This is a genomic window from Actinomadura keratinilytica (genome assembly GCF_039539665.1).
Classification (GTDB): Bacteria; Actinomycetota; Actinomycetes; order Streptosporangiales; family Streptosporangiaceae; genus Spirillospora; species Spirillospora keratinilytica.
The window spans coordinates 1-24,935 of record NZ_BAABDO010000034.1 but is presented as its reverse complement, the minus strand read 5'-3'; the positions used below and the strand labels follow the sequence as shown (position 1 = coordinate 24,935).

General features: G+C 71.3%; 24 protein-coding genes. 5 read left to right on the top strand and 19 right to left on the bottom strand.

The genetic code is table 11. The annotated features are described in order from the left end of the window. Nucleotide 1: 1 nt before the first annotated feature. The gene (locus ABD879_RS13920; RefSeq protein ID WP_345021359.1) at nt 2-820 is read left to right on the top strand and encodes a hypothetical protein; all 819 of its coding nucleotides are present in this window, start codon (nt 2-4) and stop codon (nt 818-820) included. A gap of 96 nt (nt 821-916) precedes the next feature. On the opposite strand, the gene ABD879_RS13915 is transcribed toward ABD879_RS13920, so the two are convergent. The 8 genes from ABD879_RS13915 to ABD879_RS13880 all read right to left on the bottom strand — a co-directional run bounded on the left by ABD879_RS13915 (nt 917) and on the right by ABD879_RS13880 (nt 7,106). Continuing rightward, nucleotides 917-1,114: a hypothetical protein gene (locus ABD879_RS13915; RefSeq protein ID WP_345021358.1), complete on the bottom strand. Its 198-nt coding sequence runs from the start codon at nt 1,112-1,114 to the stop codon at nt 917-919. 261 nt (nt 1,115-1,375) lie between these two features. Continuing rightward, entirely contained in the window at nt 1,376-2,191 is an 816-nt protein-coding gene (locus tag ABD879_RS13910) for a hypothetical protein (RefSeq protein ID WP_345021357.1), read from the bottom strand. 233 nt (nt 2,192-2,424) lie between these two features. Then, nucleotides 2,425-3,546: a hypothetical protein gene (locus ABD879_RS13905; protein ID WP_345021355.1), complete on the bottom strand. Its 1,122-nt coding sequence runs from the start codon at nt 3,544-3,546 to the stop codon at nt 2,425-2,427. A 1,005-nt stretch (nt 3,547-4,551) separates the two neighbouring features. Further along, nucleotides 4,552-4,785 carry a hypothetical protein gene (locus ABD879_RS13900; protein WP_345021353.1) on the bottom strand — a complete coding sequence of 78 codons (234 nt, stop codon included), beginning with the start codon at nt 4,783-4,785 and terminating at the stop codon, nt 4,552-4,554. Nucleotides 4,786-5,393: 608 nt separating this feature from the next. Beyond that, nucleotides 5,394-5,609, bottom strand: a complete 216-nt coding sequence (locus ABD879_RS13895; RefSeq protein WP_345021351.1) for a hypothetical protein — start codon at nt 5,607-5,609, stop codon at nt 5,394-5,396. Nucleotides 5,610-6,016: 407 nt separating this feature from the next. Next, nucleotides 6,017-6,451, bottom strand: a complete 435-nt coding sequence (locus tag ABD879_RS13890; protein WP_345021349.1) for a hypothetical protein — start codon at nt 6,449-6,451, stop codon at nt 6,017-6,019. Nucleotides 6,452-6,477: 26 nt separating this feature from the next. Beyond that, a complete protein-coding gene (locus ABD879_RS13885) occupies nt 6,478-6,810 on the bottom strand; it encodes a hypothetical protein (protein WP_345021348.1) in 333 nt (110 codons plus the stop codon). Continuing rightward, on the bottom strand, nt 6,807-7,106 hold the full coding sequence (locus ABD879_RS13880) for a hypothetical protein (protein WP_345021346.1): 300 nt from the start codon (nt 7,104-7,106) through the stop codon (nt 6,807-6,809). The genes ABD879_RS13885 and ABD879_RS13880 overlap by 4 nt, the downstream gene beginning before the upstream one ends. Before the next feature lie 330 nt (nt 7,107-7,436). Between ABD879_RS13880 and ABD879_RS13875 the strand changes: the two genes are divergently transcribed. The 3 genes from ABD879_RS13875 (at nt 7,437) to ABD879_RS13865 (ending at nt 10,126) form a co-directional block, all read left to right on the top strand. Then, nucleotides 7,437-8,678 (top strand): helix-turn-helix domain-containing protein, encoded by a 1,242-nt coding sequence (locus tag ABD879_RS13875; RefSeq protein WP_345021343.1) that lies wholly within the window; start codon nt 7,437-7,439, stop codon nt 8,676-8,678. A gap of 7 nt (nt 8,679-8,685) precedes the next feature. Then, nucleotides 8,686-9,159: a hypothetical protein gene (locus tag ABD879_RS13870; RefSeq protein ID WP_345021341.1), complete on the top strand. Its 474-nt coding sequence runs from the start codon at nt 8,686-8,688 to the stop codon at nt 9,157-9,159. 400 nt (nt 9,160-9,559) lie between these two features. After that, nucleotides 9,560-10,126, top strand: a complete 567-nt coding sequence (locus ABD879_RS13865; protein ID WP_345021339.1) for a hypothetical protein — start codon at nt 9,560-9,562, stop codon at nt 10,124-10,126. A 546-nt stretch (nt 10,127-10,672) separates the two neighbouring features. Here the strand turns inward: ABD879_RS13865 and ABD879_RS13860 are convergent. From ABD879_RS13860 to ABD879_RS13850, 3 genes are all read right to left on the bottom strand, one after another. Continuing rightward, a complete protein-coding gene (locus tag ABD879_RS13860; RefSeq protein ID WP_345021337.1) occupies nt 10,673-10,837 on the bottom strand; it encodes a hypothetical protein in 165 nt (54 codons plus the stop codon). Nucleotides 10,838-11,105: 268 nt separating this feature from the next. Beyond that, nucleotides 11,106-12,353 (bottom strand): NAD(P)-binding domain-containing protein, encoded by a 1,248-nt coding sequence (locus ABD879_RS13855; RefSeq protein ID WP_345021335.1) that lies wholly within the window; start codon nt 12,351-12,353, stop codon nt 11,106-11,108. A 35-nt stretch (nt 12,354-12,388) separates the two neighbouring features. After that, complete coding sequence (locus ABD879_RS13850; protein ID WP_345021333.1) at nt 12,389-13,678, bottom strand: carboxylate--amine ligase; 1,290 nt, start codon at nt 13,676-13,678, stop codon at nt 12,389-12,391. Between the two features lie 245 nt (nt 13,679-13,923). Between ABD879_RS13850 and ABD879_RS13845 the strand changes: the two genes are divergently transcribed. Then, nucleotides 13,924-15,072, top strand: coding sequence for a glycoside hydrolase family 26 protein (locus tag ABD879_RS13845; RefSeq protein WP_345021329.1), 1,149 nt, complete (start codon nt 13,924-13,926; stop codon nt 15,070-15,072). 34 nt (nt 15,073-15,106) lie between these two features. Here ABD879_RS13845 and ABD879_RS13840 read toward each other — a convergent pair whose 3' ends face one another. From ABD879_RS13840 to ABD879_RS13805, 8 genes are all read right to left on the bottom strand, one after another. Then, nucleotides 15,107-16,342, bottom strand: a complete 1,236-nt coding sequence (locus ABD879_RS13840; protein WP_345021327.1) for a glycosyltransferase — start codon at nt 16,340-16,342, stop codon at nt 15,107-15,109. A 45-nt stretch (nt 16,343-16,387) separates the two neighbouring features. After that, nucleotides 16,388-17,257 carry a YveK family protein gene (locus ABD879_RS13835; RefSeq protein ID WP_345021325.1) on the bottom strand — a complete coding sequence of 290 codons (870 nt, stop codon included), beginning with the start codon at nt 17,255-17,257 and terminating at the stop codon, nt 16,388-16,390. Then, nucleotides 17,244-18,407 carry a glycosyltransferase gene (locus tag ABD879_RS13830; RefSeq protein ID WP_345021323.1) on the bottom strand — a complete coding sequence of 388 codons (1,164 nt, stop codon included), beginning with the start codon at nt 18,405-18,407 and terminating at the stop codon, nt 17,244-17,246. Before ABD879_RS13830 ends, ABD879_RS13835 begins: the two co-directional genes overlap by 14 nt. After that, nucleotides 18,404-19,249 (bottom strand): polysaccharide deacetylase family protein, encoded by an 846-nt coding sequence (locus tag ABD879_RS13825; RefSeq protein WP_345021321.1) that lies wholly within the window; start codon nt 19,247-19,249, stop codon nt 18,404-18,406. The genes ABD879_RS13830 and ABD879_RS13825 overlap by 4 nt, the downstream gene beginning before the upstream one ends. Further along, nucleotides 19,246-20,892 carry a murein biosynthesis integral membrane protein MurJ gene (gene murJ / locus ABD879_RS13820; RefSeq protein ID WP_345021318.1) on the bottom strand — a complete coding sequence of 549 codons (1,647 nt, stop codon included), beginning with the start codon at nt 20,890-20,892 and terminating at the stop codon, nt 19,246-19,248. Before murJ ends, ABD879_RS13825 begins: the two co-directional genes overlap by 4 nt. Next, nucleotides 20,879-22,297, bottom strand: coding sequence for an O-antigen ligase family protein (locus ABD879_RS13815; RefSeq protein ID WP_345021316.1), 1,419 nt, complete (start codon nt 22,295-22,297; stop codon nt 20,879-20,881). The genes murJ and ABD879_RS13815 overlap by 14 nt, the downstream gene beginning before the upstream one ends. Next, entirely contained in the window at nt 22,297-23,586 is a 1,290-nt protein-coding gene (locus ABD879_RS13810; RefSeq protein WP_345021314.1) for a sugar transferase, read from the bottom strand. The genes ABD879_RS13815 and ABD879_RS13810 overlap by 1 nt, the downstream gene beginning before the upstream one ends. Before the next feature lie 716 nt (nt 23,587-24,302). Next, the gene (locus tag ABD879_RS13805) at nt 24,303-24,521 is read right to left on the bottom strand and encodes a hypothetical protein (protein WP_345021312.1); all 219 of its coding nucleotides are present in this window, start codon (nt 24,519-24,521) and stop codon (nt 24,303-24,305) included. Between the last annotated feature and the right edge of the window lie 414 nt (nt 24,522-24,935).

The window sequence follows — 24,935 nt, the reverse complement described above, 5'->3', positions numbered from 1 at the left end:
AATGATCATCGAGATGCTGTTCGCCGCCCTGATCGGCAGCGGGTTCGGCGGTGCCGAACTGATCGTCCGCTACCGTGACAGGCCCCTGGCGGCGTTCCTGTCCCCGGCCGGTCTGCTGTACGTGTTCGTCAACATCGGCGCGTCGGTCATCGCCCTGATCGCGCTCACGGCGGCGGGCTGGACGTTCGGTCTGCCGGAGACCATGCCCCCGGTGAGCCTGCTGATCGTGCGGGTGCTGACGGCGGGTCTCGGCTCGGCCGCGCTGCTGCGCGTGTCGTTCACGCTCGCCCACGACCGGGGGCCCGGGATCGGCCCCATCGCCGTCCTCAACGGCATCCTGCGCGTCCTGGACGGCGAGCTGGAGCGCAAGCGGGCGCTGAGCCGGCTGTCGCACGACGACCTGGCGGGGCTGTCGTTCGAGCGCGACCACGCGGCGCTGACCGAGCTGTGCTGCCATCTGCTGCGCGAGTTCGACCTGGCCGAGGCGCAGCGGCTGGGCGGGGTGGCCGCCGATCTCAGCCACCGCGATGACCTGACCGACGCCGACAAGCTCGACTGCTTCGGGCTCGAACTGTCCCGGCTGGTCGGCGAGCGCGCGCTGCGGCAGGCCGCGGCGCGGCTGCGGGACCGTCCCGACCACGGGCTCCACCCGGCCCAGCACCAGGTGGTCGAGGACGACCGGATCGCCCCCGTGACCATGGAGCACGAGGCCGTCGCGGAGCCGCCGCTGCCGCCGCGGTCGGCGGTCCCCAAGCCCTCGCGGCTCGCCCCGGGCTCCAACGGCAGCAGGCTGGACCGCAAGGCCCTCAGCGACGTCTGAGCCCCGATCCCACCCGACGGACCAGAAAGCCGGTGTGTCCCGGAGTTCCCCGGAACACACCGGCTTTCGTGATTTCGCAATCGCCCGGACGGGCGGTCAGCCGACGTCCACTCCGCGGAGCCGGGCGCGTTCCCGTCCGTCCTGCTTCTCAAGGGCGGAGGCGATGCGGTGCAATGCCTCGGCCATGGACGCCAGCGCCTCGACCTGGGCGGCCGCCATCAGATTCTCCGGCGACGGGTCGGCGGCCTGCGCCTCCGCCGCGGAATCGCGGGCCTGCTGAATCCACCAATGCACGTCCCGATGATATTCCGGGGACGGGCGGCGCACCTCGCAAGACCGCGCGGCGTTTCTTGCCGGAACACCGGGGGCCGCACCGGACGAAAACGTTTCGTAGATCGCCGGCATAACGACGGTAGCGAATCCCGCCGAGGCAATAGAAAACGGCTCCCGTCCCGGATGGATTCCGAGAGGGAGCCGAATTCGGCGGTCATCCGCGGGCGGGCGGGCCCGGCCCGAACCCGCTGTGCACCGCTCAGCCGACCGGACGGGTCTCGGTCACTGCAGCCCCTTGGCGGCGTACGGGTTGAAGTTCTCGTCGGACAGGGACCGGACCGCCACGTCCTGCTGCTGGCCCTGGTCGGTGCGCTTGGCGGTGCCCCGCAGCTTGGCGGCCGGCTTCAGCAGCCCGCCCACGAACCCGCCGAGCCGTCCCCCGCCGGACTTGGCCGGACGGGGCCGGGCCAGGGCCTGACGCTCGGTCGACGGCAGCGGACGGTTGAAGCTGGTTCCGCCGTAGCTGTACAGCTTGACCGGACGCGACCAGTGCGCCTTGGCGCGGTGGCTCCGCACCTTGTGGGAGCGCTTGCGCGGCTTGGCCTTGGCCTTGTAGGACTTCACCTTGCGCGGCTTGGCCTTGTACTTCTTGACCTTCTTCTTCTTGGGCTTGGCCTTGTGCGCGTAGGAGTCGTAGGCGTCGCTCTCGCAGCGCGAGCAGTAGCCCCCGCCGCCGAAGCTGAAGGACTTGGTGATGTTCACCGCCGCCAGCGCCCCGCCGAAGGCGCTGATCGGCCCGGACGAGCCGCCCCACAGGCCGAAGAAGCCGTCGTCGCCATCGTCATCGTCGTCCTCGTCGTCCCAGCGGAACGAGACGCCGCCCGGCTGGGACTGGCTCTGGTCGACGTCGATCGACGTGCGCTTGGAGGTGGAGGTGCGCACGTCGCCCGACGTCTCTCTCTCGACGAGGCCGTCCAGCCGCGTGCGCGGCTCGGCGGCGTCGGCGGCGGCGACCCCGACGAAGCCGCCGGAGCCGAACAGCACGGCGCCCGCGGCCACCACGGCCGCGCGGCTCAGGTTCTTGTTCCAGTTGCGCATCTGTGTACTCCTGTCTTGTGTGTTCGTGATCGATGCACTTACGCGGCGGCGCATGTGGTGCGCTCGCCCGGCGACGGTGCGGCAGGGCACCGATCGCCCCGGTGGGAGACTGGTCTTCGGCTGGTCCGGGCGGTGGCGCCGTTTCCGCCCGCTGCGGGCGGGCCACGATGCGGCCGTGCGGGCGGCGCGGTGAGACGGGTTCGTCCCCGGGACAGCCCAGCCCATGGACGGCGTCAGTCGGGGACGGCCCCGGGCTCCTCGGCCGCGATCATGTCGTCCAGGGCCACGTAGGGGACGGCTGCGGCACTGCTGTCGCGGTGGACGCGCAGCGAGTGGGCCTGCAGCATTCCGGCGAGGGCCAGCTGGGGATGCGCCGCGGACACGTACGTCATGTCGGCGGGGACGTGGTGGGTGAACGGGGAGGGCCGGCGGGGCGGGGCGGGCTCGCCCTCGGCCGTGCAGGACCGGCAGCGATCGACGGCGGCGGGCCGCACGGTGGGGCCCGCCCAGGTGGTGTCGTCCGCAACGCGCACGCCGGCGGAGGGAACCGCCCTGTAGTCGGGGGTCGAGGCGGCCTTCTCGACGAACTCGGGGACGTCGGAATTCGGCGCGGCCGCGTCGGTCGGCGTCATCACGGGGATCGGCGGCCCGAACGACAGCGGCTGCACACCGGCGGCGTTCGGCGGGAGCTGCTCGTCCGCTCCCCGGACGCCGCCCGCGGGGTCCAGCACCGGCCGCAGCCCGCCGCGAAGCGTATCCGTGCCGAGGCCCGGGACGCCCGCCATGACGCGGGCGAGCGTCCTTCTGGCCTCGCGCAGCAGGCCCTGCGCCCGGGCGGAGGATTGTCCGGCCGACGAGCCCGCGCTCGTCGTGACCTGGTCGAGGGCGCGGAAGAACGACGCGTCGCCCAGCGGACCGCGGCGCCCCGTCAGGGCGCACATCCGGCAGTCGCCGCGCTCGGCCCGCCGTCCACTGGGGAGCGGCTCGGCGATGCGCCGCACCCGGTGCCGCCGGACATCGCCCGCCCGCGCCGCCTCCGGTTCGCGCACGTCCGCTTCGCCCGACCCGGGCTCGTCCGCGGCCGCCAGCAGGCGCGAGGCGTGACGCAGCGTCTCGGCCACGATGCGCGGGTCACGCGGCTCGACCGCCGTGCGCCCGCCGCCCGCCGCGGTACGCGCGAGCTCGTCGGTGCCGGTGGCGGCGGCGTCGGCGGCGTGCGCCAGCAGCGCGGCGGCGATCCAGCTCGCCAGGGCCAGACCGCCGACGATCGCGATGCGCGCCGCGAACGGCAGCCGGGCAGGGCGGATGCGATCCCCGGGGCACCGCGCCCCGCGCTGGATCGTTTCCGGCCACATGCCCCTGACTCCTCACTGACGATTCACCGGCGCCGTCCCGGACGCCGTCTCACCGCTGCCGGACGGCCGCCGCCTCCGGGCGGTGCCGAGCCGCCGCAACGGCCGGCGCGGCACGTGAAGTCGTCCACCGCCCGCACCATGGACGTCGATATCGATTTGGTGTCGGCGGGGTCCCTTGGGGGACCGCCGCACGGCTGGTCGGTCGTTCACTATCGCCCCGTCCCGCGCACCGTTCCGGAAAGGCGCGGCGGGACGGCCCCGGAAATGCCGGGAGCCACGGCGGGCCGACCGGCATCCCGCTTGGCCGCCGAACGGCCGCCGAGCGAGACCGGTGAGTCCGCCGTCCCGAAGCTAACATTGTTCCACCGGCCGATCTCCGACATATATGTCGATCGCATCCATCGTTTACTGGATGCGTCCGGCCGCTTTACGATCACGACGTCGGATACTCCGGCGAACAGAATCCCTCCGCAGCAAACCGGAGTGCCGCAGGAAAAACGGCGGAACACCCCATCCGCCACCCGGAAAAACCAGGATCGAAGAGACCGCCGGCAACGTCCGCAATTCACACAGGAACCCGACGGGCCAGGACGCCGCGGCGGCGAACGGCACGTCAACCCCACATCACGCCACCGAACAACGGACCGGGACCCGAGGCCCACTCGACACGCAACCGGACGGCTCGGCGCACAAGGAACCGACCGGAGCGAAGGAACGGGCATGCCCCCATCACGGGACACAAACGATTCCGCCCGGCGCCCCGCCCGCACGAGAATCGAGCAGCACTCCGAAACCCACCTGCCCAAACCGCGACCCGCACAGCACGATGTCCGCACGAAAAAGCCCGCCGGCTCGGGGACGAGCTTCGCCCCGCCGGCGGACTGTCATCCCCGCACAGCGAAGGGGTGCTGGGGCGGCGAACGCCCCAGCACCCCGCCAGGCCCGTCGATCTCATCCGGGCCGCGCGTCGTCGCGGCCGGACGGATCAGAACGTCTCGCCTATTCTCAGAACCCGGTGAGCAGGTCCAGGAGGCTGGCCTTGTTCCGGATGGTGTTGGTGTTGGCCAGGGTGTTCTTGTTGACGTTGTTGGCGGTGACGCTCACCGCCTGCTTCTGCTGCTGAGCGTTGACGTCCGGGTCCTCGCCCCGAACACCAGCGTGAGCGGGCGAGCTCAGGAGCAGGGCCCCCGCCGCCGCACCGATCGCCAGGCCAGCCGTAGCAGCCGCCTTCTTCAGCATCGCGCTTCTCCTTCACCTGTCGTGGACAAGTTGTTTGATGGGGACGCTCTCTTCTTTCGTGGACTCACGATTTGGAGAGCACCGATGTCCACCGTCGCGATCAAGAGTATGGCCCGCAATGCAAAGTGCGAAGCAAGAGCACGAAAAACCGGTCAGAGTGAATCATAAATTGAGGACATGAAGCCTGCGGAGATCACCTCGATCCCCAGCAAACTGGACATACTCCGGCCAATCCCCGTTATCACCCCGTCCGCGGGAGCAGCCCGGCCGCATCGAGCCGCCGAAACAACTCGGAAAAAGGCGCCGTTCTCCAATATGGTCGTCCCCCGTCCGCCTCCCACGGCCCGACCGACCCGCATCTCCCGGCGGCCACCGGGAGAAACAACCCGGTCCTGAACTGTCGGCAGGCCGCACGACGAAAGCGCGACGGCGGCAGCCGGCCGCTCATTCCGCCCCCCCCTGATCGCGCACGGACACAAAACAAGGGATGCCGGAACGCTAGGCGTTCCGGCATCCCTGGGTCAGGCAGTCGACCGGCTCTCGCTGACCTTGGCTCAACCGCCGGCCAGGGCCGTCAGAATCGCAACTCCGCGCTACGCCAGGAGTCGTCAGCCCAGCAACAACGCCAGCGGGTCGGGGATGTTCAGCGTGGCCAGATTGTTGTTGTTGGTGTTCGTGTTCGAGTTCATGTTGTAGTTGTACACGTTGACGACGTTCCGCGGCCCCTTGTCCCGCCCGTCGGCGTCGGCGGGTGAAGACAGGAGCAGAGCCCCGCCGACCGCGCTAGCGACCAGGCTCGCGGCCGCGAAGGTCTTCTTGAACATCTTGCTTCTCCTCCGTCTGTCGGGAAAGGCGCCGAGCGTCGCAACGGACAACGCTCCCGTCGCCTTGGGGGCGCCAGCACGACCCAGCCTGCCGACACGAAGTTTCTACCAACGCAAAGTGACACTCCCCCAGCGAAAAAATCCCCGCGCAGATATCCACCCATCACGCACATGACTGATAAAGACGAGCACCCGCCACCCCCGCGCCCACTCCCCCAGCCCGCAGCAGCCGCTCCACCTCTCCCCGACAAGCGCCGCTCAGCGGAAGAGCGATCAGCCCACGCACGCGCCCCCTCGCACGGCGCATGAGACGCCGCCGCACCCACAGGCTGCGGATGTCACCGGCGGGCAAGGATCGCCGTGGTCAGCGCGCTGCCGCGGATCTACCGCGATCCATCGGACATGCATCAGGGCGAGTCCTCGCGGCGTGGGATGGGGTCGGCGCCCGACACGCGCATTCGGGCGTAAGCCGGTCGGCAGCCTCTGAGAGGCAGCGGACCACGCACACCCTCGGGTGCCTGCCGTCTGATGCGGATGTGTTCGCGCATGGCCTCCTCCACCTCGTCGCGGACCTTGCGGAGGCACTGGTCGATCGACGCGCGGTACATGCCGTGGAAGTCCATGGCGGTGTCCCATGCCTTTTCCACGACATCGAGTGCGAGGCGTAGGGCCTCGTCGGCGGGACGTGGGTTCGTGTCCTCCAGCTCGGGGGCGACCATCTCCTCTACCTGTGCGGCCATCAGCCCGATGCGGGCGTACTTGACACCGTGCTCGAACAGCCGGTCTTGCACGAGGGCGGTGACCAGTGCCGCCATGGTGGCCGGGCGGGCCTCATAACCCATCGGTCCCGGGTGCGTCGGGGGCTGTGTCACTGGGAACCTCCTCGCATGTGCTGCTCCTCGCGCTGGGACAGGTACTGGCGCACCTGTCGCAGGGTGGGCGGGACACCGCCGGAGCGCAGGCCGGCGAGCACGTCCATCTCGGGGCGCAGGTAGAGCCGCGGCGAACCGGGGCCGTCCTGGGTCACCGAGATCACGCGCAGCGTTTCCCAGTGCGCCAGGGTCTTGATGTCGAGTCCGGTGATCAGCCTGGCCGCTCGCGCCGTGATCCACGAGCCGCCGTCGATGCCGTTCACTCGGGCCACCTGGCCGAGGTGCCTGCGCGGGTAGCCGGGCGTCGGTTTGAACTCACGGGGGGTCATGTCGGTGTCTCCTCAATGGTCGCGGTGATCGTGTGCGCTGCGATGACCAGTTCGTTCGCGGGGGCGATGGCTTCACCGGTGTCGTATCGGTAGAACCACCACGCGCCCGTCCGCCTGTCGTAGCGGCACCCGACCGTCATGGCCTTCCGGCGCGGCTGCCCCTGCCACACGAGCGGGATCACGTTCAGCACGGGCTCGTGGTCGATGACCCCGATGCCCGTCGTCAGCCCCATTGACATGCCGAGCCGGGTCGCCAGGTGCGACAGATACGTCACCCGCTCTCGCTGCGGGATCACCGTGTCCGGGGTGCACTGCTGTACCAGCTCAGGCGGAGGCGGTGCGGGCACGCGCCCTCCAGGTCGCTGCTCGTGGCGTCCCACGGTTCACCGACCGGACGCAGGGTGGTTGGGAGCCGACCGGACTACGAGGTCCGAGACGGCAAGAGCGGACCGAGCGATAACGATCACGACGGCTCCATAAGCGCAGGCCAACACGGAGTGTCACCGATCGTCACGCGTCGCCGACTGCGCAGGAAGGTCGTATGACGGTCGCTACTGGGATTCCTGCACCGCCATTCCGGCTCGGACTAGGCCACACTCGGGCCGCATTGGCTTAACGTAGATTCGGTGGAGCCACCTGAGTTCTGGTCTCATCCGGTTGTCGCCCAGGCGCTCGCCGTCTGCGACATACCGACCCTCATGGAGGAGATCCGGAAGGCCCGGGGATGGAGTCAAACCGACCTCGCGGAGGCAGTCGGTTACACCCAGAGTTGGGCGTCGAAGGTGATCCGCGGGGAAACGTCCCTGACCCTCCAACAGGTTCGCGTCATCGTGCGGCGCCTCGGCATCCCCGTAGAACTTCTTCGACTCGGCGATCCCGACGAAGGAAAGAAGGAGGGCATTCCCACGAATCGCAGACAGTTCGGCGCGATGGCCTTCCTTGCCGTCCTGCCGCTTCCGAACACCACCAAGGTCACCAACGAGAGCACGGCCCAGACGCTGACCACGATCACCGGGCAGCAGCGTCGTCTTGATGCGACCTTCCGATCGCGCGACCTCATCGACGGCGTGCGAGCGCACCTGGAGATGGCGGTGAAGGCGTATCAGGGCGCTGGCCCGCACTCCGCCCCTGTTGCCGCCGCCGTCAGCGAGGCGGCCGGATTCGCCGCGTGGCTGTCCATGGACATGTTGGATCTCGGCAGCGCCCGCTCCTACTACCGACAGGCGATCGCCGCCGCGCGGGCTGCCGACAACGACCTGCTCGCCGCCTACATGACGGGCAGCCTGGCTGCCTTCGAGATCGAGGCCGCGTCCGATCCGCTCCTCGGCCTGGCGATGATCAATGAAGCGCGCGGATACCTCGACAAGACGCCCGGCAGAGGGACTCCCACGGCCTGGTTGGCATCGCTGGAGGCTCTGGCCCACGCCTCCGGCCCGCGCCCGGACGAAGAAGAAGCGACCCAGGCTCTTCGACGGGCCGAGCGTGCCATCGCCGAAGCAGACGGGCCGCCCCCGTGGCCTTGGGTGTACCCGTTCGACTCGGCGAAGTTGGCGAGAACGCGCGCTTCGGTCGCCGTACGGCTCGGGCACGGCAAGGAGGCGATGCAGGCGTTCGCCGACTCCTTGCCGACAAATCAGCCCGCACCGAAGCAGGCCGCTCTGACGAGCTTGGAGGTTGCAACCGCGATGTGTCAGCGCGGTGAAGTAGAGCAGGCGTTCTCTCTTGCTCTTGGAGCGCTGGACATCGGGATCAGCTACCAGTCCGAGCGCGTCCTCCAGCAGGCCCGCCGATTCCGCTACCGATACGGCGGAGCGCTCAGCCCGGCCATCGTCCGCTTCGATGATCGGCTTAGGACGACCCTTGCGTGAGGACCCCATGCGCATCGCCATCACCGGGCATCGCCTGCTGCCACCCGAGACCGAGGCCCTCGTCTCACGTGCGCTGCACGAGGCGCTGGACGAGCAACTCGGGGCAGTGATCGGAATCTCCTGCCTGGCCGATGGCGCCGACGCGCTTTTCGCCCAGGCCGTCCTCGACCACGGGGGCGCGCTCATCGCCGTCGTCCCCGCGTCCGAGTACCGGGACGGCCTTCCCCAAGAGCACTATCCGGTCTATGACCGACTGCTGGCCGCCGCGGATGAGGTTCACCGGCTGCCCTATGTCGAGTCGACGAGCGAGGCCCACATGGCGGCCAGCGAGTTCATGCTGGGCTTGGCGGATCGCCTCTGGGCCGTGTGGGACGGGAAGCCCGCGAGGGGTTTCGGCGGAACCGCCGACGTGGTCCAAGCCGCACGTGACCGGAACCTGCCCGTGCAGGTCATCTGGCCGGAAGGCGCCTCGCGCGACTAGGGACGCCTATCGCGAAGTGCCGTAGATGCCATACCGCGCGGCCTCGCCACGGCGCCGTCTGAGCCGGTTGCTGCCGCCCCCCGGTGGCATGCTGCTGAACAGGGGCGACGAGGAGGATACATAAGGTGCAGACCAGTCCACTCGGCAATGCACCAAGTGAAAGGGTGAGAGCTGATGGCCGGTTGGCCGGTGTTTGACCGGCTATCGGATCCGACCTTCGGGGTCTGTGCGCTATTTCGTGGTCCCTCTCCAGGGGGAGGAGATTGGTTGCCTGTGGGGCGCCGTGCACGATAACGCCGCGAGTTTCGTCCGTCGGTTGGACGGTCCTGAGGCGGCTTTTCGCGCCCGTCTCGTCTGGTCGAGGCGCCTGAGGGCGGCAGCGAGAGAGGGGATTACCCCCGTGGAGGCGCTATGCAGGTGGAAGGGTGCGCCGGAGGATCCGGAGGGGGGTCGGATCGCGGCCGATGCCCCCGAGCAGGAGGCGCCGAGTCTGGAGAGTTCGGAACGGCGGGTCAACCCCGGTTATGTCGATCCGCTCAAGGACTTTTCCGACCAGCACGAAATGACCACTTGGACGGATGGGACGCCCATCGACCGGTCGAGGGGGTGGGGGCCGCTGACGCCGTGGAAGTTGCCCGACACCGACTTCCCGGCGGTGACCGTGGCGGCGGTCAGGTATCTGCCGGTGACGCGGGGCGATGTGGTGCTGGGGTACCTGTGGGCCTCGGTCGCCGACGATGCCGCCTACTACATGAAGCGTGCGGATGCCGGCAGTGACGGCTTCAACGCCGGTGGTATCTGGGTTCCCCGGCTGCGGGAGGCGGCCGACGAGGGGCTGACCCCGCTTCAGGCGCTGCGCAAGTGGAAGGGCGCGCCAGAAGACCCGCGCGGCGGTGCCATCAAGGCCGACGCTCAGGAGCAGGAGGCCCCCAGCCTGGACGCGTTGAAGGAACTCGCGGGGCAGTAGCACGGCCCCGAGACCGGGGCGTGGGCGCGTGCCGAGGGCGACGGTCCTGGGGGTGCGTTGGTCGCGGAGGGCGCCCCCGCCGGTCGCGGCCCCGTATGCCATCCGGGCGCGCTGGCTGCGCGGGGGAGACCTTCCGCCCGAGTGAAGGTCGAAGCGGACGGCACGGCCATCCGGCGGCGGGGGCGAGTGGGCCTGGGAGGAGGTGCGTCCTGGGCGGCCGGTCCGGTTTGATCCCCCGTCTCGAAGCGGTGGCTTCGACCGGGATCGCCTCGGAGGTTCACTGCCGTCGGGGGGCTTGGCGGGTGGGGGGTGCCGGGGCCCTTGTGGGGCCGGTCGGCCGGCTGAGGGTGGGGCCGGGGTGCCCGGATCCCCGTCGGGCGCGGTGGGTGACGCGCAATTCGCTGTGGCGGCGGGCGCCATATTCTTATGGCGCCGGAGAAGCCGGGAGCGGCACGCCCGTCGCGGCGGACGTGGTTTTCGAGAAGGGGCTCGGCGGGTGATTGCGTCGAGTGGACGAGAACGCGGTGCGGTGTGGGGTAAGGTTGGTCACGACGCGACGCCGCCCGGTGAGGGTTTCCACTCCGCATGCGTCAGACCAGAAATGTCCGACATATCTCGCAGCGTGGGATACTCGCAGGTCAGCCAGGCCACCAGGGTGGCGTGGTAGACGTCGAAGGCGCGCGCCAGGGCCCTGCGGTCGGCCGATTGCATCGGTGTCAGCCGGAGCCTCTTATGAAGATCGTCACGTGCTCGCTCCCATGTCTGCCGAAGCTGGTCTCGACTGGCTCGCATGCCTCGACACTACAACCCCGTCCGGGCATTGCTCCGCACGATTCTGCAGACGCGGTCCACGTTCGACCGCCGCGGTTATCCGACACCGGCATGACGGTCCACAAAATTGTGGAGAGTACGACAGGTATTTCGTACCGGCGAGGCGCGCCGGGGCCGCCGCGCAGGAGCCCGGGCCCCGGCGCGGCGGTCAGCGGAGCATGGTGGCGTCGCGGGGAGCGGCGGCCATGTCCGGCCGGACGGTGCCCGCGCCGATCGTCTCGGCCAGGTGGCCGACGATGCGGCGGGCGGCGAAGTCGGCGCCGTGGACGAACCGCATGACCGGGCCGAACGTGGCGGCGGCGGTCAGGCCCGCGAAGTACAGGCCGGGCAGCGACGACTGGAAGTGGGCGTCCAGGGCCGGGGACGCGAGGGTGCGCCGCAGCCTGCGCCGCAGCTCCGGGGGCAGGGCGGAGATCCGGTCGACGTCGGGCACATAGCCGGTGGCGGCGATGACGTGGTCGGCGCGCACATCGGTGCGGTCGCCGCGCCGGTCCTCGACGATCAGGCGCACCCGGTCGCCGTGCGGGGCCGCGTCCACCACGTGGCGACCCAGCATCCGCCCCACGCGGCTGTCCAGGCGGTCGCGCAGCCACCAGGCCCCGGCCGGGCCCAGGGTGTTCTTGACGATGTGCTGCCGGGCGCGCGCGGGCAGGTACCGGACGGTCTGCGGGCGCTCCGACCACACCCAGGTGCGCCAGCCGCGTCCCAGGCCCGACTGCGGGCCGCGCAGCAGTGTCTGCAGGGGGCTGCCGGTCCTGCCGGGCAGGGAGTTCCACGCCAGTTGCGGCGTGCGCGCCAGCACGACGGGGCGGGCGCCGCAGTCGGCGAGCAGCACGGCCGTCTCCAGGGCGGACTGCCCCGCCCCCACGACGACGACCTCCTTCCCCGCGAACCGGTCGAACTCGCGGTGGACGACGCTGTGCGTGACCAGGGTGGTGGGCAGCGGCGCCAGCCGGCGGGGCACGTGGGCGAACGGGCCGACGCCCACGGCCATCACCACGGCGCGGGTGCGGACCTCCTCTCCGGTGGACAGCGTGACCGTGTAGACGCGGCCGGGGTCTCCCTCGACGCGGAGCACCTGCGACGGCTCGGGATCGGGGGCGGCCTGCTCGGCGAACCACTGGCCGTAGCTGACGAAGGTGTGGAGGGGGATGGGGAGCCCCTCCGGCCAGCCGCCGTTGTACTCGCGGAAAGTCAGGCCGGGGACGGGACTGCCCAGGCTGGAGGCGAACGGTTCGGACTTCAGATACATCCCCGCCGGCATGTGGTTGCGCCAGAAGTCCATGGGCGTGCCGATGACGCGCACTCGCAGCCCCGCATGACGCGCGTAGGCTCCCACGGACAGGCCATAGGGACCGGCGCCGACGACGAGCACGTCGATGACCGAGTCGTACATGTGTTCCCCCGTTTTCCTTGCCTACTGCCGGCGGGTCAGGCGCTGACCGTCCGTTGCGTTCCCTCGGACGCCGCGCTCCTACCCCGCCGTGCCCCGGAAAGCCTCGGCGCGGCGAATTTTTCCGCCGCCCGGATGACGCTTTGCGCCCCCATGAGAAGGAACGGCTTGAGATCATCTGCGGCGAGCCAGGCGTATTCCTCCGCCGTGCGCAGCAGCCGCATTCTGGGCATTCCGGCCGCGGCCAGCAGCACCGACGGCCGCAGGTAGTGGTTCTCGACCAGCATGGTGCGGCCGTAGGCGGGCTGGACGGACGGGACCGGGCGGCCGGACAGGTCCAGGTGCATGACGCGCACCAGGTCCAGGCCGCGCCGGTCGGTGAACAGCCGGAACTGGGCGCCGAGCCGCGGGTTGAAGTCGAGCAGGTAATAGGTGCCGGACTCGGGCACCAGGCGGAAATCCAGGTCGAGCACGCCGCGGTAGCCGAGGACGCGTCCCAGGGTGCGCCCGATCTCCTCCAGTTCGGGGTTGGGCAGCCATTCCCCGACCACGGTGTGCCCGGCCTCCGGCGGGCACGAAAGCCGTTTGCGTCCGGTTCCCGCGAAAAGGCACCGGGAGGCGTCGTCGAAGTATCCGTGGAAGAACCAGTCGACCGCCCGCGGCGAGACGATCGCGCGCTGCAGGATCAGCGGTCCGGCGGCGGGCCGGGCCGCGGCCTCGGCGAAGAGCGCGTGCGCGTCTTCGGGCGTGCGGAGAACGGTGGTGCTGCGCTGCCCCGGACCGAGCCGCCAGGGTTTCGCCCATTTCGCGATGACCGGCAGGCCCCATTGTTTGATCGCCTCGTCGACGTCCTGACCGGACAGCGGAAGGCGGATCTCCGGGTAGGCGACGCCGGCCTCGGCGCATCTTGCGGCCACCGCGGACTTGTTCGCCAGCGTCCGGGGCAGCCGCGGTTCCTGCCGGGGGAAGACGAACCGTTCGGCGAGCGCGGCGGAGTTCTCGGCGATGAATATCGCGCCGCCGTCGTCCATGGGGACCAGCAGCGCGGGCCGGCCGATCCGCCGCCCGATCCGGTTCAGGTGGGCGACCAGCGCGGCCGGGGCGCCGTCGGGTGCGGACGGGCCGAAGCGGTGCCGTTGCCGCAGGTGGCGGGAGGCGGCGGCGGGTGCGGCACCGCTCTCCAGGACGGCGTGCACCGGCACGCCGGCGCGGCCGAGCGAGCGGATCACGCCCATGGTGCCGTGGTGGAAGATGTTGGCGTCGGTGCGCAGCACCAGGACGGGCAATCCGGTGTCGAACTCGGCGGCGACGGGTTCGCGGCGGCTCATCGGCACCGCCCCCCAAAATACCGCCCCATAATGCCGGGAACCGGACAGTTGACATTCAGCCCCATATTCACTCCCAGAAAAGCCGTCCGACGAAGGCTTGGTGATCTCATTGCCCGTGGCGGGGAGACAAAGGGCATAACCCAGCTATGAGTTTCGGGACAGCCCGCCATGACGACGGCCCTTTCCCGCGTTCCCGCGACCGCCGCTTCCGGCGGCGGCTCGGCCGGGGCCTGCTGGCCGCGGCGATGGCCGCCGCGGTGTGGGCCGTGACGATGGTGGGGATGCGTTGTCAGATAGGCGATTCGGCCGTTCGCACCGGGGCTTCGGTGGCGCTGGATCCGGCCGCTCCGGGGAGTTCGGCCGTACCGAAGGGCCCGCATTCCGCGCGGGCCTCGACCGTCGCGAGCAGTTCGCCCCGTCCGGCGAACCCGGCCGCTCCGGGAGGCACGCCCGCCGCGCGGGGCCATGCCGTTCCCCTGGGCGCGTTCGTCGGATCGGGCGCCGCCGGGGTGGAACGGCTCGCCGAATTCGAGCAATGGCTCAACGCACCGGTCACCGTGGGGCACACGTATCTGCCCGGGGAAACCTGGAAGGGAATCGAGGGACCCGGAAATCTGGTCAGGTCGTGGGGGGAATGGCGCGCGGCCGATCCGCGGCGCAAGCTCGTGGTGAACGTCCCCATGCTGGCGCCCAACGAGCTGCCGCTGCCCGACGACGTCGTCTCGGCGCTGCTGCGGGGCGGGGCGACGGGCGCGTTCGACATGCATTTCATCCGGCTCGCCGAACGGCTCGTCGACGCCGGGGCGCCGGACACCATCATCGTGCTGGGGTGGGAGATGAACGGCATCACCTACACCGGCCGGTGCGCGCCGAACCCGGAGATGTGGAAGATCTACTGGCGGCGCATCGTCGCGGCCATGCGCTCGGTGAAGGGGGCGCGTTTCCAGTTCGACTTCACGCCCAGCCGGGGCATGGACGCGATCGCGTGGCCCGAGTGCTATCCGGGTGACGACGTGGTGGACATCATCGGCATGGACGTCTACGACCAGCCCGTCGGCAAGGACTTCGACGAGTTCGTCAAGGAGCCCTACGGCCTGCAGGCCCATGTCGACTTCGCCCGCGCGCACGGCAAGAAGATCTCCTTCCCCGAATGGGGACTGTTCCGCAATTCCGATAACCCGGACTACATCCGGGACATGTTCGACTGGATGACCCGGCACGGGGCGGAGTACCAGACGATCTCCGACTACTGCCCGCACGGGGTGTGGCGCTGCGCCGACAACCCGCGGTCGTCGGAGGTCTACCGTTCGCTGTTCGGCCGCGCCTCCGACCTGCTGGGCTCGTTCCGGGCGGCATCGCCGACCGCGTCGCCGAACGTGCCGCGGTCGCCCTGAGGTCGTCCGTCCCGCATCCATCAGCACGCACCCATCAGTCCGCACCCACGCCCGGCCCCGCCTCCGCCAGAGGACTGGCGGAGGCGGGGCGGGCCACCGGCTGAGCGACGGGTCCGTGCCCGCAGGCGGTCCCGGGCGCGCCTGCCACCGGGTACGCGGCGGTGGCGAGGTCCTGGGTGATGGCGGCCAGCTGGGCGAAGGTCCGCGCGGCGTCGAAGTCGGCGGCGCGCCGGGCGGCCGCCTTCCCCTCGATCTCGGCCAGTTCCGGGGACAGCAGCCTGCGCGCGACCTCCGCGGCCAGCGCCGCCGGGTCTTCGGGGGGCACGAGCGCCCCCACGTCGGGGGTGACGACCTCGGTGAGCCCTGGGATGTCCGTGCCGACCAGGGGGCGGCCGACGGCCAGTGCCTCCAGCGCGGCGAGCGGCAGTCCCTCCCAGCGCGACGGCATCGTCACCACGTCGGCGGCGACCAGCCAGGGGCGGGGGTCGGCGACCGGTGGGACGAACCGTATGCCGTGGATGGCGTAGGCGCGCACGCGGCGCAGCATGTCGCCGTCGCCGACCATCACCAGCTGTGCGTCGGGGCAGCGTTGCCTGACGCGGGGCCACGCGGCGGTCAGGACGTCCTGGCCCTTCTGCCGGGTGATGCGGCCTATGCAGACCGCCAGCGGCCTGTCCGTGGGGACGTCCAGGAGGCGGCGTGCCGCGCCCCGTGCGGACGCGTCGGCCTGCTGGAAGCGGCGCAGGTCGACGCCGTTGCGCACGAGCGCGTAGGGCGCGTCCACCCCGGCTTGGCGTCCCTGCTGCAGTTCGCCCTCGCCCACGCACACGACCGCCTTGGCGCGTCGGGCCGCGAACCGTTCCCATCTGATGCTGGCCGTGCGCTGCGCACCGCGCGCCGCCAGCCACGACCACCCGTGCGGCTGGAAGATGAGGGGGGTGCCGTGCGTCGTGTGCATGCGGCCGGCCAGTCCGGCTTTGGACGAGTGCAGGTGCACGATGTGCGGGCGGTAGCGTCCGATGATGGCGTGCAGCTGCCGGGACTCGGCCAGGGTCTTCGGGCCCGGTGCGCGCCCGGCGTTCCACGGGATGTGCGGGACGCCGTGGGCGCGCAGGTTGCCCGGCAGCGTCCCCTCTACGGGGCATGCCACGGCGACCTCCCAGCCGCGGCGCGTCTGGTCACGGCACGCCTGCGTGACGTAGCCGGCGACGCCGCCGTCCGTCGGCTGGGACACGTGCAGAACGCGGATCGGTTCTTGCTGGCTGGTCATGTGGCTGCCCCCGAAGCACAGTGGAATTCGGCGTGATGGCGCGTGTCAGCGCGCGGCCAGTTTCTTGGGCACGGCCCCTTTGCCCTGGGCCCGCCCATTGCGTCGTCGCGGGTGGGCGCGTTGCCGGGCGGGCTCGGTACGCGTCTCGGCCGGTTCGGCGGGCTGCCGGAACTGCTCGGGGTGCAGGCGCCGGTACTCGCGGAACTGCCCCCGTATGCCGGAGGCGACGGTGCCCAGCAGCCCGGCCAGGAGGATGCCGGTGGCCGTTCCGATCGCCAGGCTCAGCAGGAGGTTGGGCGAGGCGGGCGCGGTGGGGCGGTCCGCCGCGCCCATGAGGGCGGCGTGGACGCCGGTCTCCTGGGAGCGGACCGCGCTGTAGCGGACCAGGGCGTCGGCGGCTGCGTTGGCGTAGGCGACGGCGGCGTCGGCGGTGTGCGCCGAGCCGGTGAGCTGGATGAGGGGCGTGTCGGGCGAGGTGGACGCCTGGACGTGCTTGGTCGGGTTCGCCCCCCGGGGGACCGCGGGGCTGACGGCCCACGCGAGGGTCTGCCGCTGGACGGCGAGCCTGCCGTACGCCTGGGCGAAGTTGACGGCGAGCTGGTCGGAGCCCTTCTGCTCGGTCACCACGATGACGTGGGAGGTCGCCTTGTAGACCGGGGTCTTGACCAGCGCGTGGACGAGGCCGCCCAGGGTTCCCAGCAGCACGACGAGCACGAACAGCGCCGCCCGCGACACCAGGTGGCGGGCGAACCGCCATACGCCCGACCGCTGCCCGGACCGCTTCGGCCAGGGCCGCCGCGAGCGTTCGCCGTCCGGGCGCGGTGTCCTCCTCCGCGCCACCAGCGCCAGGGGCGCCTTCAGCCGGGACGGCTTGGGTTCGGGCCGTTCGCGGTCGATGGACTTAGAGTCCGGCATTCTCCGCCCTTTCGTACTGTCGCGGCGCCCCCGCCGCCTGGGCCCTGTTGCCCGGGCGGTGGCGGTGGGTCTCATACAGTTCGGCAAGCGCCTTCGCGTGGACGCGGATGTCGTAGTGCTGCACGGCTTCGGGTGGGGGCCATCGCGTGGGGCCTTGGCTCAGGCACAGGGCCAGTGCCGCCCGCCAGGCCCCCAGCCCGGTGGGCACGTGCCTGGCCTGGGGCGGGACCATCCCGGACGGCAGGTCGTCCAGGGCGGGGCAGGCCGTGTACAGGACCGGGAGTCCGGCGGCGAGGCCCTCGATGACGGAGAGGCCGAACGTCTCCTGCTCGGAGGGCGCGGCCAGCACGTCCATGGCGGAGAGCATGTCGGGCACGTGGCCCGTGTCCCCCGCGAACATCGTCCGCCCTGCCGCGCCGCAGCCGTCGGCGAGGCGTTGGAGCGCCGCGCGCTGCGGGCCGTCCCCCACGATCAGCAGCAGCCCATCGTCCAGATACGCGAACGCCCGGATGAGCAGGTCGAAGCGTTTGGTCGGGACGAGCCGCCCCACAGCGCCGAAGACGAAGGCGTCCGGGTCGAGGCCGAGCCGTGCGCGGACGCGTGCGCGCCGCTCGGCGTGGAACGCGAACGCATCCGCGTCGAGGCCGTTCGGGATCACCGTGATGCGGTCGGGGGGCACGCCCCAGCCGCACAGGCGTTCGGCCACGGTCGGGGACACCGCGACGGTGAGCGTGCCCAGGCGTTCGGTGGCGGTGTACAGCATCCGCACCGCGGCCGTGGTGGCGCGGCCCTCGATGTGGCCGTGCCCCAGGGAGTGCTCTGTGGCGACGATCGTCCGCACTCCCGCCATGCGCGCGGCGATGCGTCCGAACACGCACGCCCGGTAGAGGTGGGTGTGGACGACGTCGTAGCCTCCGGCGCGGATGAGCCGTACGAGCCTGGGCAGGGCGGCCAGGTCCCGGTTGCCGCGCATGCCGACCTCGTGCACGGGCACGCCGTGGTCCCGCAGTGCGGCGGCGACGGGGCCGGGCGGCGTCAGCACCGCGACCTCGTGGTCGACCAGCCCGGCCGTGTGCCGCACCACGTCCAGCAGCTGCCGCTCGGCGCCGCCGCGTCCGAGCCCGGTGATGATGTGCAGGACCCGGGTCATATCCGCGTCCTCCACCGCAGCTGGTGCCGCACGACCTTCACCCGCATGCGCAGACCGCCGTCACGTTCGCCGATGTAGGTGCGGGCCAGGGCGTGCACGTCGTAGGTGTCGGACCAGATGGCGCACCCGTAGTCGTAGCCGGCGGCGCGTACCGCGTCGATCTCACGGGGGCCGACGTGGCCGTAGGGGTAGGCGAATCCGGTCACCGGTTCCTCGATGACCTCTTCGAGGAGTGCGCGGCTGCGGCGCAGCTCGGTGCACAGCTCGTCGTCGTCGGTGTCCGGGAGGGAGACGTGCCGCAGCCCGTGTGAAGCGACCTCCATGCCCATGGCGCGCACCTGGCAGATCTGGTCCGCTGTCATCAACGGCTTGCACGGCCCCTCGTCCCAGGTGTTGTAGGAACCGATGCGTTCGGCGACCACGAACACGGTCGCGGTGAACCCGAACCGCAGCAACGTGGGGACGGCCCGTACCGCGAAGTCGGCGTAGCCGTCGTCGAACGTCAGGCCCACCAGGCCCCGCAGTCTCCCGCCGTTCTCGGCGCGCCGCAGCTCGCGCATGCTCACCCCGCGCAGGCCCCGCGACTTGAGCCAGCGCATCTGACGCGTGAACTGCGCCGGTGACACGGTGATCAGGTGCGGGTCGTCGTCGGTGCGGCCCACCGAGTGGTACATCAGAATCCACGGCATTCGCGTGCGCGGTCCGTCCGCCGGCCGCCGTTGCTCCTCCGGCTGCCGCTCCGCCGGCTGCCGCTCCTGCGGCTGCTGCTCCCCGGACCGGCGCGGCCGCACCGGCTGCTGTCCCACCTGCTGCTCTCGCCCCACCGGCTGCCCTTGGATCACCGGACTCCCCCTCGATCAAGACGACTGACGACACGACTGGTGGCCCGAACGACGAAGGGGAAGTAGAACTCCAACGGGCTCGTTCCTTCTCCTGTGGCCGCCCCCCGCGCCGAATTGGTGAACCCCCGGTACGCGCACGCCACCAGCAGCGCCGTACCGAAGACCGCGAGCAGGACGACGCCCCCCAGCACGAGCAGGAGGACGGGGGGCATGCGCTCCGCGAGCCCCTCCTGCAGGAGGTACCCGACGGCTGTGGCGGGCGCGGTCGCGAACAGCAGCGTGACGAAGTCCTTCCCGGTGCGGCGCAGGGACAGCGGTACCACGCGCGTTCGCATGCCCACGAACAGCAGCACGGCCGCCACGCTGATCCCCAGGGCGTTGGCCGCCGCGAGGCCGGCCACCCCGAACACGCCCAGGGTCGCAACGCCCACGACCGCGGTGACCACCAGCCCGACGGCGACGCACAGGACCGGGTACCAGCGGGGCGTGCGGTGGGCGAAGAACCCTCGTCCGGCCACGGCGACCATCGCCTGCCCCAGCAGGCCCAGCGAGTAGACGCGCATGACGAGCGCGGTGGTGTCGGTGTCGGACTCGGTGAAGCGGCCGTGCTGGAACAGGATCGAGATGACCGACGGCGCGAACGCCACCAGGAACGCCGTCGAGCACAGCACCATGGCGCCCACCCCGACCACGTCGGTCTCCATGCGCCGGCGGACCTGCCCCACGTCGCCGTCGGCCGACGCCCGTGCCAGCCGGGGGAACGTCACCGTCACCAGCAGCAGCGCCAGCATCGCCGGCACCTGCGCCACCTTCTGGGCGTAGTTGAGGTAGGAGATCGAGCCTTCGGCCAGGGACGACCCCAGGAACCGCTCGACCAGCGTCTGCGCCTGGCGGGTCAGGCTCCAGATGACGATGGGCGCGAGAGCGGCCAGCCCCACGATGGCCGCCTGGCCGTCGGCCCCGCCCCGCCCCGTCCGGGCGGAGGTGCGGGCCGGCGTCAGGCAGCGCGCGAAGGTCGGCGTCACCACCGCGACCATGAGGAGGCTGCCGATCGCGACGCCCAGGGCCGCGCTGGTGACGCCGAGCGGGCCGTGGAAGGCCCCGATCATCGCCAGGATGCCCACGTTGTAGGCGGCGTAGATAGCCGCGGGCGGGCCGAAGCAGTGGTAGGCGCGCAGGGTCGCGGCCATGAACCCGGCGATGCCGAACGTCAGGATGGTCAGCGACGTGAACCGCACGCAGCGGATCGCGTCGGTGGGGTCATCCAGGCCGGGGGCGAGCACGGCGACCAGGTACGGCGCCGCCACGGCGGTCAGCAGGGCGGTCAGGGCCAGCAGGGCGGCGAGGCGGGACAGCGCGGAGGCCACCAGCGGCCGCACGCCGCCGTGCCGGTGCAGGGCGTAGCTGATGGCGGGCGTCACCGCCAGCGCCATGGCGTCCTCGATCAGCAGCGGCGACACCGTCTCGGGGATCGTCCAGCCGACCAGGAACGCGTCGGTGCCGCTGGTGGCCCCGAAGTGGTGCGCCAGGGTCAGGTCGCGCAGGAACCCCAGCAGCGTCCCCGCGCCGATGAGAAGGCCGGAGAGGGCCGTGGCGCGCCCAATGGACACCCTGCGTACGGGTGCGGCTTCAACGGCCGTCATCGGCGCCTCCAGACGCGCGGCGGCCGTCTCGCGGCGCGGCCCCGGCCGTCGGCCCGCCGGGACGTGCGGCTCCCGCTCCCCCGGGCCCGGCGGCGCCGTCCGCCCACGGCGGGCCGAGGGCGATCACGGCGGTCAGCCCGATCATCACCGAAGTCAGCACGGACGTGGGCCCTCCCAGGTCTCCGTACAGGAAATCGACCAGCAGCGCCGTCATGAACCCGGCCGCGACCAGCCACAGCGGGTCTCGGCGCGCGCGCTTGAGGGAGCCGCCCGGCGGACGCAGCAGCCCCCACAGCAGGGTCGCCACCAGCACCGCGAACCCGGCGAACCCCAGCAGCCCCTGCTCGCTGAGGATGAGCAGGTACTCGTTGTGCGGTGACAGCAGCGGCTGGCGGACGAAGCCGTTGACCGAGTCGGCGGTGTCGCTGGCCGCCGACAGCTGGAGCGGCGCGTAGGTGTCGCGGTAGGCGGCGAAGTTCTTGACCCCCACCCCCGACGCGGGGTGGTCCTGCCAGATGCCGGCGGCCGTGCTCCACAGGCTGTAGCGGTCGATCACCGACTGGTCGGGGGTGCTGGTCGTCTCGGTGATGGACCGGGCGCGTTCCACGAGCGTGCCCGACGCGATCCCCAGTCCGCCGACCATGACGACCGCGACGGCGCCCGCGCAGACCGCGACGCGCAGCGCCAGCATGCGGCTGTAGAGCAGCACCATCACCGTCAGGGCGGCCCCCACCGCGATCCAGTGGCCCCGGCTCAGCGCCAGGGCCTGCGCCACCGCCAGGACGCCGAACGCGCACCACAGGAAGGCGGTGAGCGCCCCGGCCCTCCGTCTGGACGACGCATCGGACCGCCGTGCGGACGGTGACGTCAGCAGGAACGCCAGGGCGATGACGAGCCCGTAGCCGACGATGGTCGCCAGGGCCATGATGTCCATCGCGCCGAACGTCCCGACGGCCCGCACGCCGCGCCCCCCGAAGGAGGCGCCGTTGCCCGTGGCCACCTGGACGATCCCGTACACCGCCTCGAACAGCCCGGCGGCCAGCACGGCCCCGCACACCAGCACCAGATGGCGGCGCTCCCGGACGGCCAGCATCACCGCCAGCGGGACCAGCGCGAAGACCTGCAGGAACCGGGCCGCCCCCACCAGGCTCACCTCGACGTCGGTGGACAGGACCGTCGTCACGCCCAGCGCGGCGATCAGCGGACCGAAGGCGACGAGCGCGCGCGGGGGCAGCCTGCGCCGTCCCAGCACCACCGCGAGGACGGCCACCGCGACGAGCGCGGCGCTGGCCACGTCGGCCGGTGTCACCTGCACCGCCGCGTCCAGGTCGGCCGGCCCCCGGGGCAGGCACACGCACACCACCGTGGCGGCGATGAGCGCGGGCGGAACGAGCGCCGTCCTCATCACGGCGCCTTCACCACGGCCTGCAGGGTCAGCAGCAGGATCTTCAGGTCGCCCCAGAAGGACCAGTTGTCGATGTAGTGGTTGTCGTACCTGGCGCGCAGTTCGATCGAGGTGTCGCCGCGGAGCCCGTGGATCTGGGACCAGCCGGTGATGCCGGCGGGCACCCTGTGCCGCATGGCGTAGCCGGTGTACTCGTCGGAGAACCGCTTGACGAAGTGGGGGCGCTCGGGGCGCGGCCCGACGAGGCTCATGTCGCCCCGCAGCACGTTCCACAGCTGCGGCAGCTCGTCCAAGGAGGAGCGCCGCAGGAACCGCCCGACCGGCCCCATGCGGTCGTCGCCGTCGACGCTCCAGCGGGTGTCGGACTCCTTCTCGTCGGCGGGCTTGAGCGTGCGGAACTTCAGGACCATGAAGGTCCGGCCCCCGGCGCCGACCCGGCGCTGCCGGAACAGCACCCCGGGGCCGCCCTCGACGCGCACCGCGATCGCGCAGGCGGCCATGAGCGGCCAGACGGCGGCGAGGGCGAGGGCGGCGACGAGGACGTCGAAGGCGCGCTTGGCCGACCACGAGGGGAGCCCGTGGGGGCGGTGCGGGATCGCCACGCAGGGGATGCCGCGCAGATGCTCAGCGCGCGCCCCGGCACCTGAGATGAGTTCCACGGTCGAGGGCACGAGGAGCACCTCGCAGCCCAGCGCCCCGCAGACCCTCGCCACGACCTCGATGTGGCGGCGCGGCACCTCCTCGGCGACGATGACCGCGGTGGTGACACCGTGCGCCCCGATGACGCGGCGCAGGTCGAGCAGGCCGCCGAGGACGCGGGGGTGCCCGTCCGCCTGCGGCACCGATCCGTAGCACACGAGCTGCCCCACGGGCCGCAGGCCGAACTCGGCGTGTCGCTGCAGCACGTCGAGCACGTGGCCGGTGAACGGGCCGCTTCCTATGACGAGGGCGGACGGCGCGGTGATCCGCTTCTTGCGCCATGCCCGCACCGCCGCGTAGCACAGGGCCCGGGCCGCCAGCGCCGTCGCGCAGAACAGGAAGGCGACCCGCAGGCCGAGCGCGCAGGTGTCGGGAAAAGGCGTCCACGGGCTGCTGAGAAAAGCCAGTGCGGCCACCATCCCGGCGACGAGCGCGGGGATCATCATCGCCCGCAGGTCGTCCACCAGGGAAAGCGCCCGGCGGCACTGGTAGAGCGCGCCGGAAAGGCCGCACGACGCGATCGCCAGGGCGGCCGCACCGAATACCGCGACGGGCCGCGCGGCCCCCGCGGCCAGGGCCGCGAGCGTCATCGCGGCCCCGTCCACCGCGGGCAGGCAGAATGAGAAGAAGACACTTCCGCGCCGTCCGCCCCGGGCGGATCGGGAAACGGCCGGAAGGGCGGCGATATCGGCTTCGATTTCCTCGGTGGAAAGCGCCGACGTCGCGGGGGCGGTCCGCCCGGTCCGCTGCGGAGCGGTCTTCGCACTCAGCCCCTGGGCTCCCATCTCGCGCACCCCTTCAAAGACAAGAACTCACCGGCGAGTGACTTCCGAGAACAACGAATGAGGCCGGGGAAAAGGTGTTGCGAACACCGCCCGGCCGGCGCCCGTTTCGTTTCGGCGGGCCCGTGACTCAGGATGACACCGGAGCGGCGAAGTACACCTGGCCACCTGATTTCTTTAACAAGATCAACCGTTCCCTTGATCAAGGCGCCGAATGCCCGGCACATCCTTTTCGCCCCCCGCGCGGACCGCGGCGGCACACCTTTTCGAAAACCCCCGGAAATTGCCGCAACCGGCGCCGGGACGGCAAGCCGGATGAGCACGGCGTCTCTTCCGGCACCAGACATAACGCCGCACCGCGGCGGGCGCGGCGCGCCGATCTCCTGCAATTCCGGCTTATGCCGTCACCGATATTCCGGCGCGGCAATCGCGCATCCCGCTGCCGATCCGGCCGACGGGTCGGTCATGCGCACACCCGGACTCATCCGCACAGGCCGGGACCGGCCGCTCCACCCGCGGGGCCGTCAGCTCAGGGCGGTCGGGCGCCCGTTGCCGTTCCACAGGACGCGGGCGGCCATGCGCGCGGCCAGCTCGGCGGCGAGCGCATGGGCCAGCGGATCGTCCATCATGTCGCAGGATTCCAGGAATGTCAGGGCTTGTTCGAGTTCTTCGATCGACATTCGGTTCGGCGGTTTGCGCGCCCAGCCGAAGCGGCTCAGCCGATCGCGTTCGAAGCCGTCCACTCCGCGTCCCTCCGCGCCGCGGCCGGGAATCGGTCCCCGGCGTCATCCTCTCCTCCGGGCCCGGCAATCAGTCGGCCAACAAGATGCCAATACGGCCGCCCCGGCGTGGAAGGTGGGTATGACCGCGGGCGACAGACCCGGCGATTGTTCACCGGCCGCCCGGATTCCGGTGGTGCGTCCGAGCCGGCAACCCGTTTCAGGCTAGTGGAAACGCACCCCGCGACCGGCGACCCGAATGGCCGGAGTGTGGCGCCCATGTTTCCCGCGTCCTCGGCTGGAAGTGGAATTGTCTGCTCACTCGTTCGTCAGATTCGGCATGGCGGCGGCGCTCGGCGGCGCGCTCGCCGCGGCGCTCACGCCCGGCGTGCCGGCGGCGGTCGCGACCTCGGCGGCCGCGGCATCGGTCGCGGCGCC

Coding starts and splice junctions, on each gene's coding strand:
- ABD879_RS13920 (WP_345021359.1), top strand. CDS start 2: ATGATCATCGAGATGCTGTTCGCCGCCCTGATCGGCAGCGGGTTCGGC.
- ABD879_RS13910 (WP_345021357.1), bottom strand. CDS start 2,191: ATGCGCAACTGGAACAAGAACCTGAGCCGCGCGGCCGTGGTGGCCGCG.
- ABD879_RS13905 (WP_345021355.1), bottom strand. CDS start 3,546: ATGTGGCCGGAAACGATCCAGCGCGGGGCGCGGTGCCCCGGGGATCGC.
- ABD879_RS13900 (WP_345021353.1), bottom strand. CDS start 4,785: ATGCTGAAGAAGGCGGCTGCTACGGCTGGCCTGGCGATCGGTGCGGCG.
- ABD879_RS13895 (WP_345021351.1), bottom strand. CDS start 5,609: ATGTTCAAGAAGACCTTCGCGGCCGCGAGCCTGGTCGCTAGCGCGGTC.
- ABD879_RS13890 (WP_345021349.1), bottom strand. CDS start 6,451: ATGGGTTATGAGGCCCGCCCGGCCACCATGGCGGCACTGGTCACCGCC.
- ABD879_RS13885 (WP_345021348.1), bottom strand. CDS start 6,810: ATGACCCCCCGTGAGTTCAAACCGACGCCCGGCTACCCGCGCAGGCAC.
- ABD879_RS13870 (WP_345021341.1), top strand. CDS start 8,686: ATGCGCATCGCCATCACCGGGCATCGCCTGCTGCCACCCGAGACCGAG.
- ABD879_RS13860 (WP_345021337.1), bottom strand. CDS start 10,837: ATGCAATCGGCCGACCGCAGGGCCCTGGCGCGCGCCTTCGACGTCTAC.
- ABD879_RS13855 (WP_345021335.1), bottom strand. CDS start 12,353: ATGTACGACTCGGTCATCGACGTGCTCGTCGTCGGCGCCGGTCCCTAT.
- ABD879_RS13850 (WP_345021333.1), bottom strand. CDS start 13,678: ATGAGCCGCCGCGAACCCGTCGCCGCCGAGTTCGACACCGGATTGCCC.
- ABD879_RS13845 (WP_345021329.1), top strand. CDS start 13,924: ATGGCCGCCGCGGTGTGGGCCGTGACGATGGTGGGGATGCGTTGTCAG.
- ABD879_RS13840 (WP_345021327.1), bottom strand. CDS start 16,342: ATGACCAGCCAGCAAGAACCGATCCGCGTTCTGCACGTGTCCCAGCCG.
- ABD879_RS13835 (WP_345021325.1), bottom strand. CDS start 17,257: ATGCCGGACTCTAAGTCCATCGACCGCGAACGGCCCGAACCCAAGCCG.
- ABD879_RS13830 (WP_345021323.1), bottom strand. CDS start 18,407: ATGACCCGGGTCCTGCACATCATCACCGGGCTCGGACGCGGCGGCGCC.
- murJ (WP_345021318.1), bottom strand. CDS start 20,892: ATGACGGCCGTTGAAGCCGCACCCGTACGCAGGGTGTCCATTGGGCGC.
- ABD879_RS13815 (WP_345021316.1), bottom strand. CDS start 22,297: ATGAGGACGGCGCTCGTTCCGCCCGCGCTCATCGCCGCCACGGTGGTG.
- ABD879_RS13810 (WP_345021314.1), bottom strand. CDS start 23,586: ATGACGCTCGCGGCCCTGGCCGCGGGGGCCGCGCGGCCCGTCGCGGTA.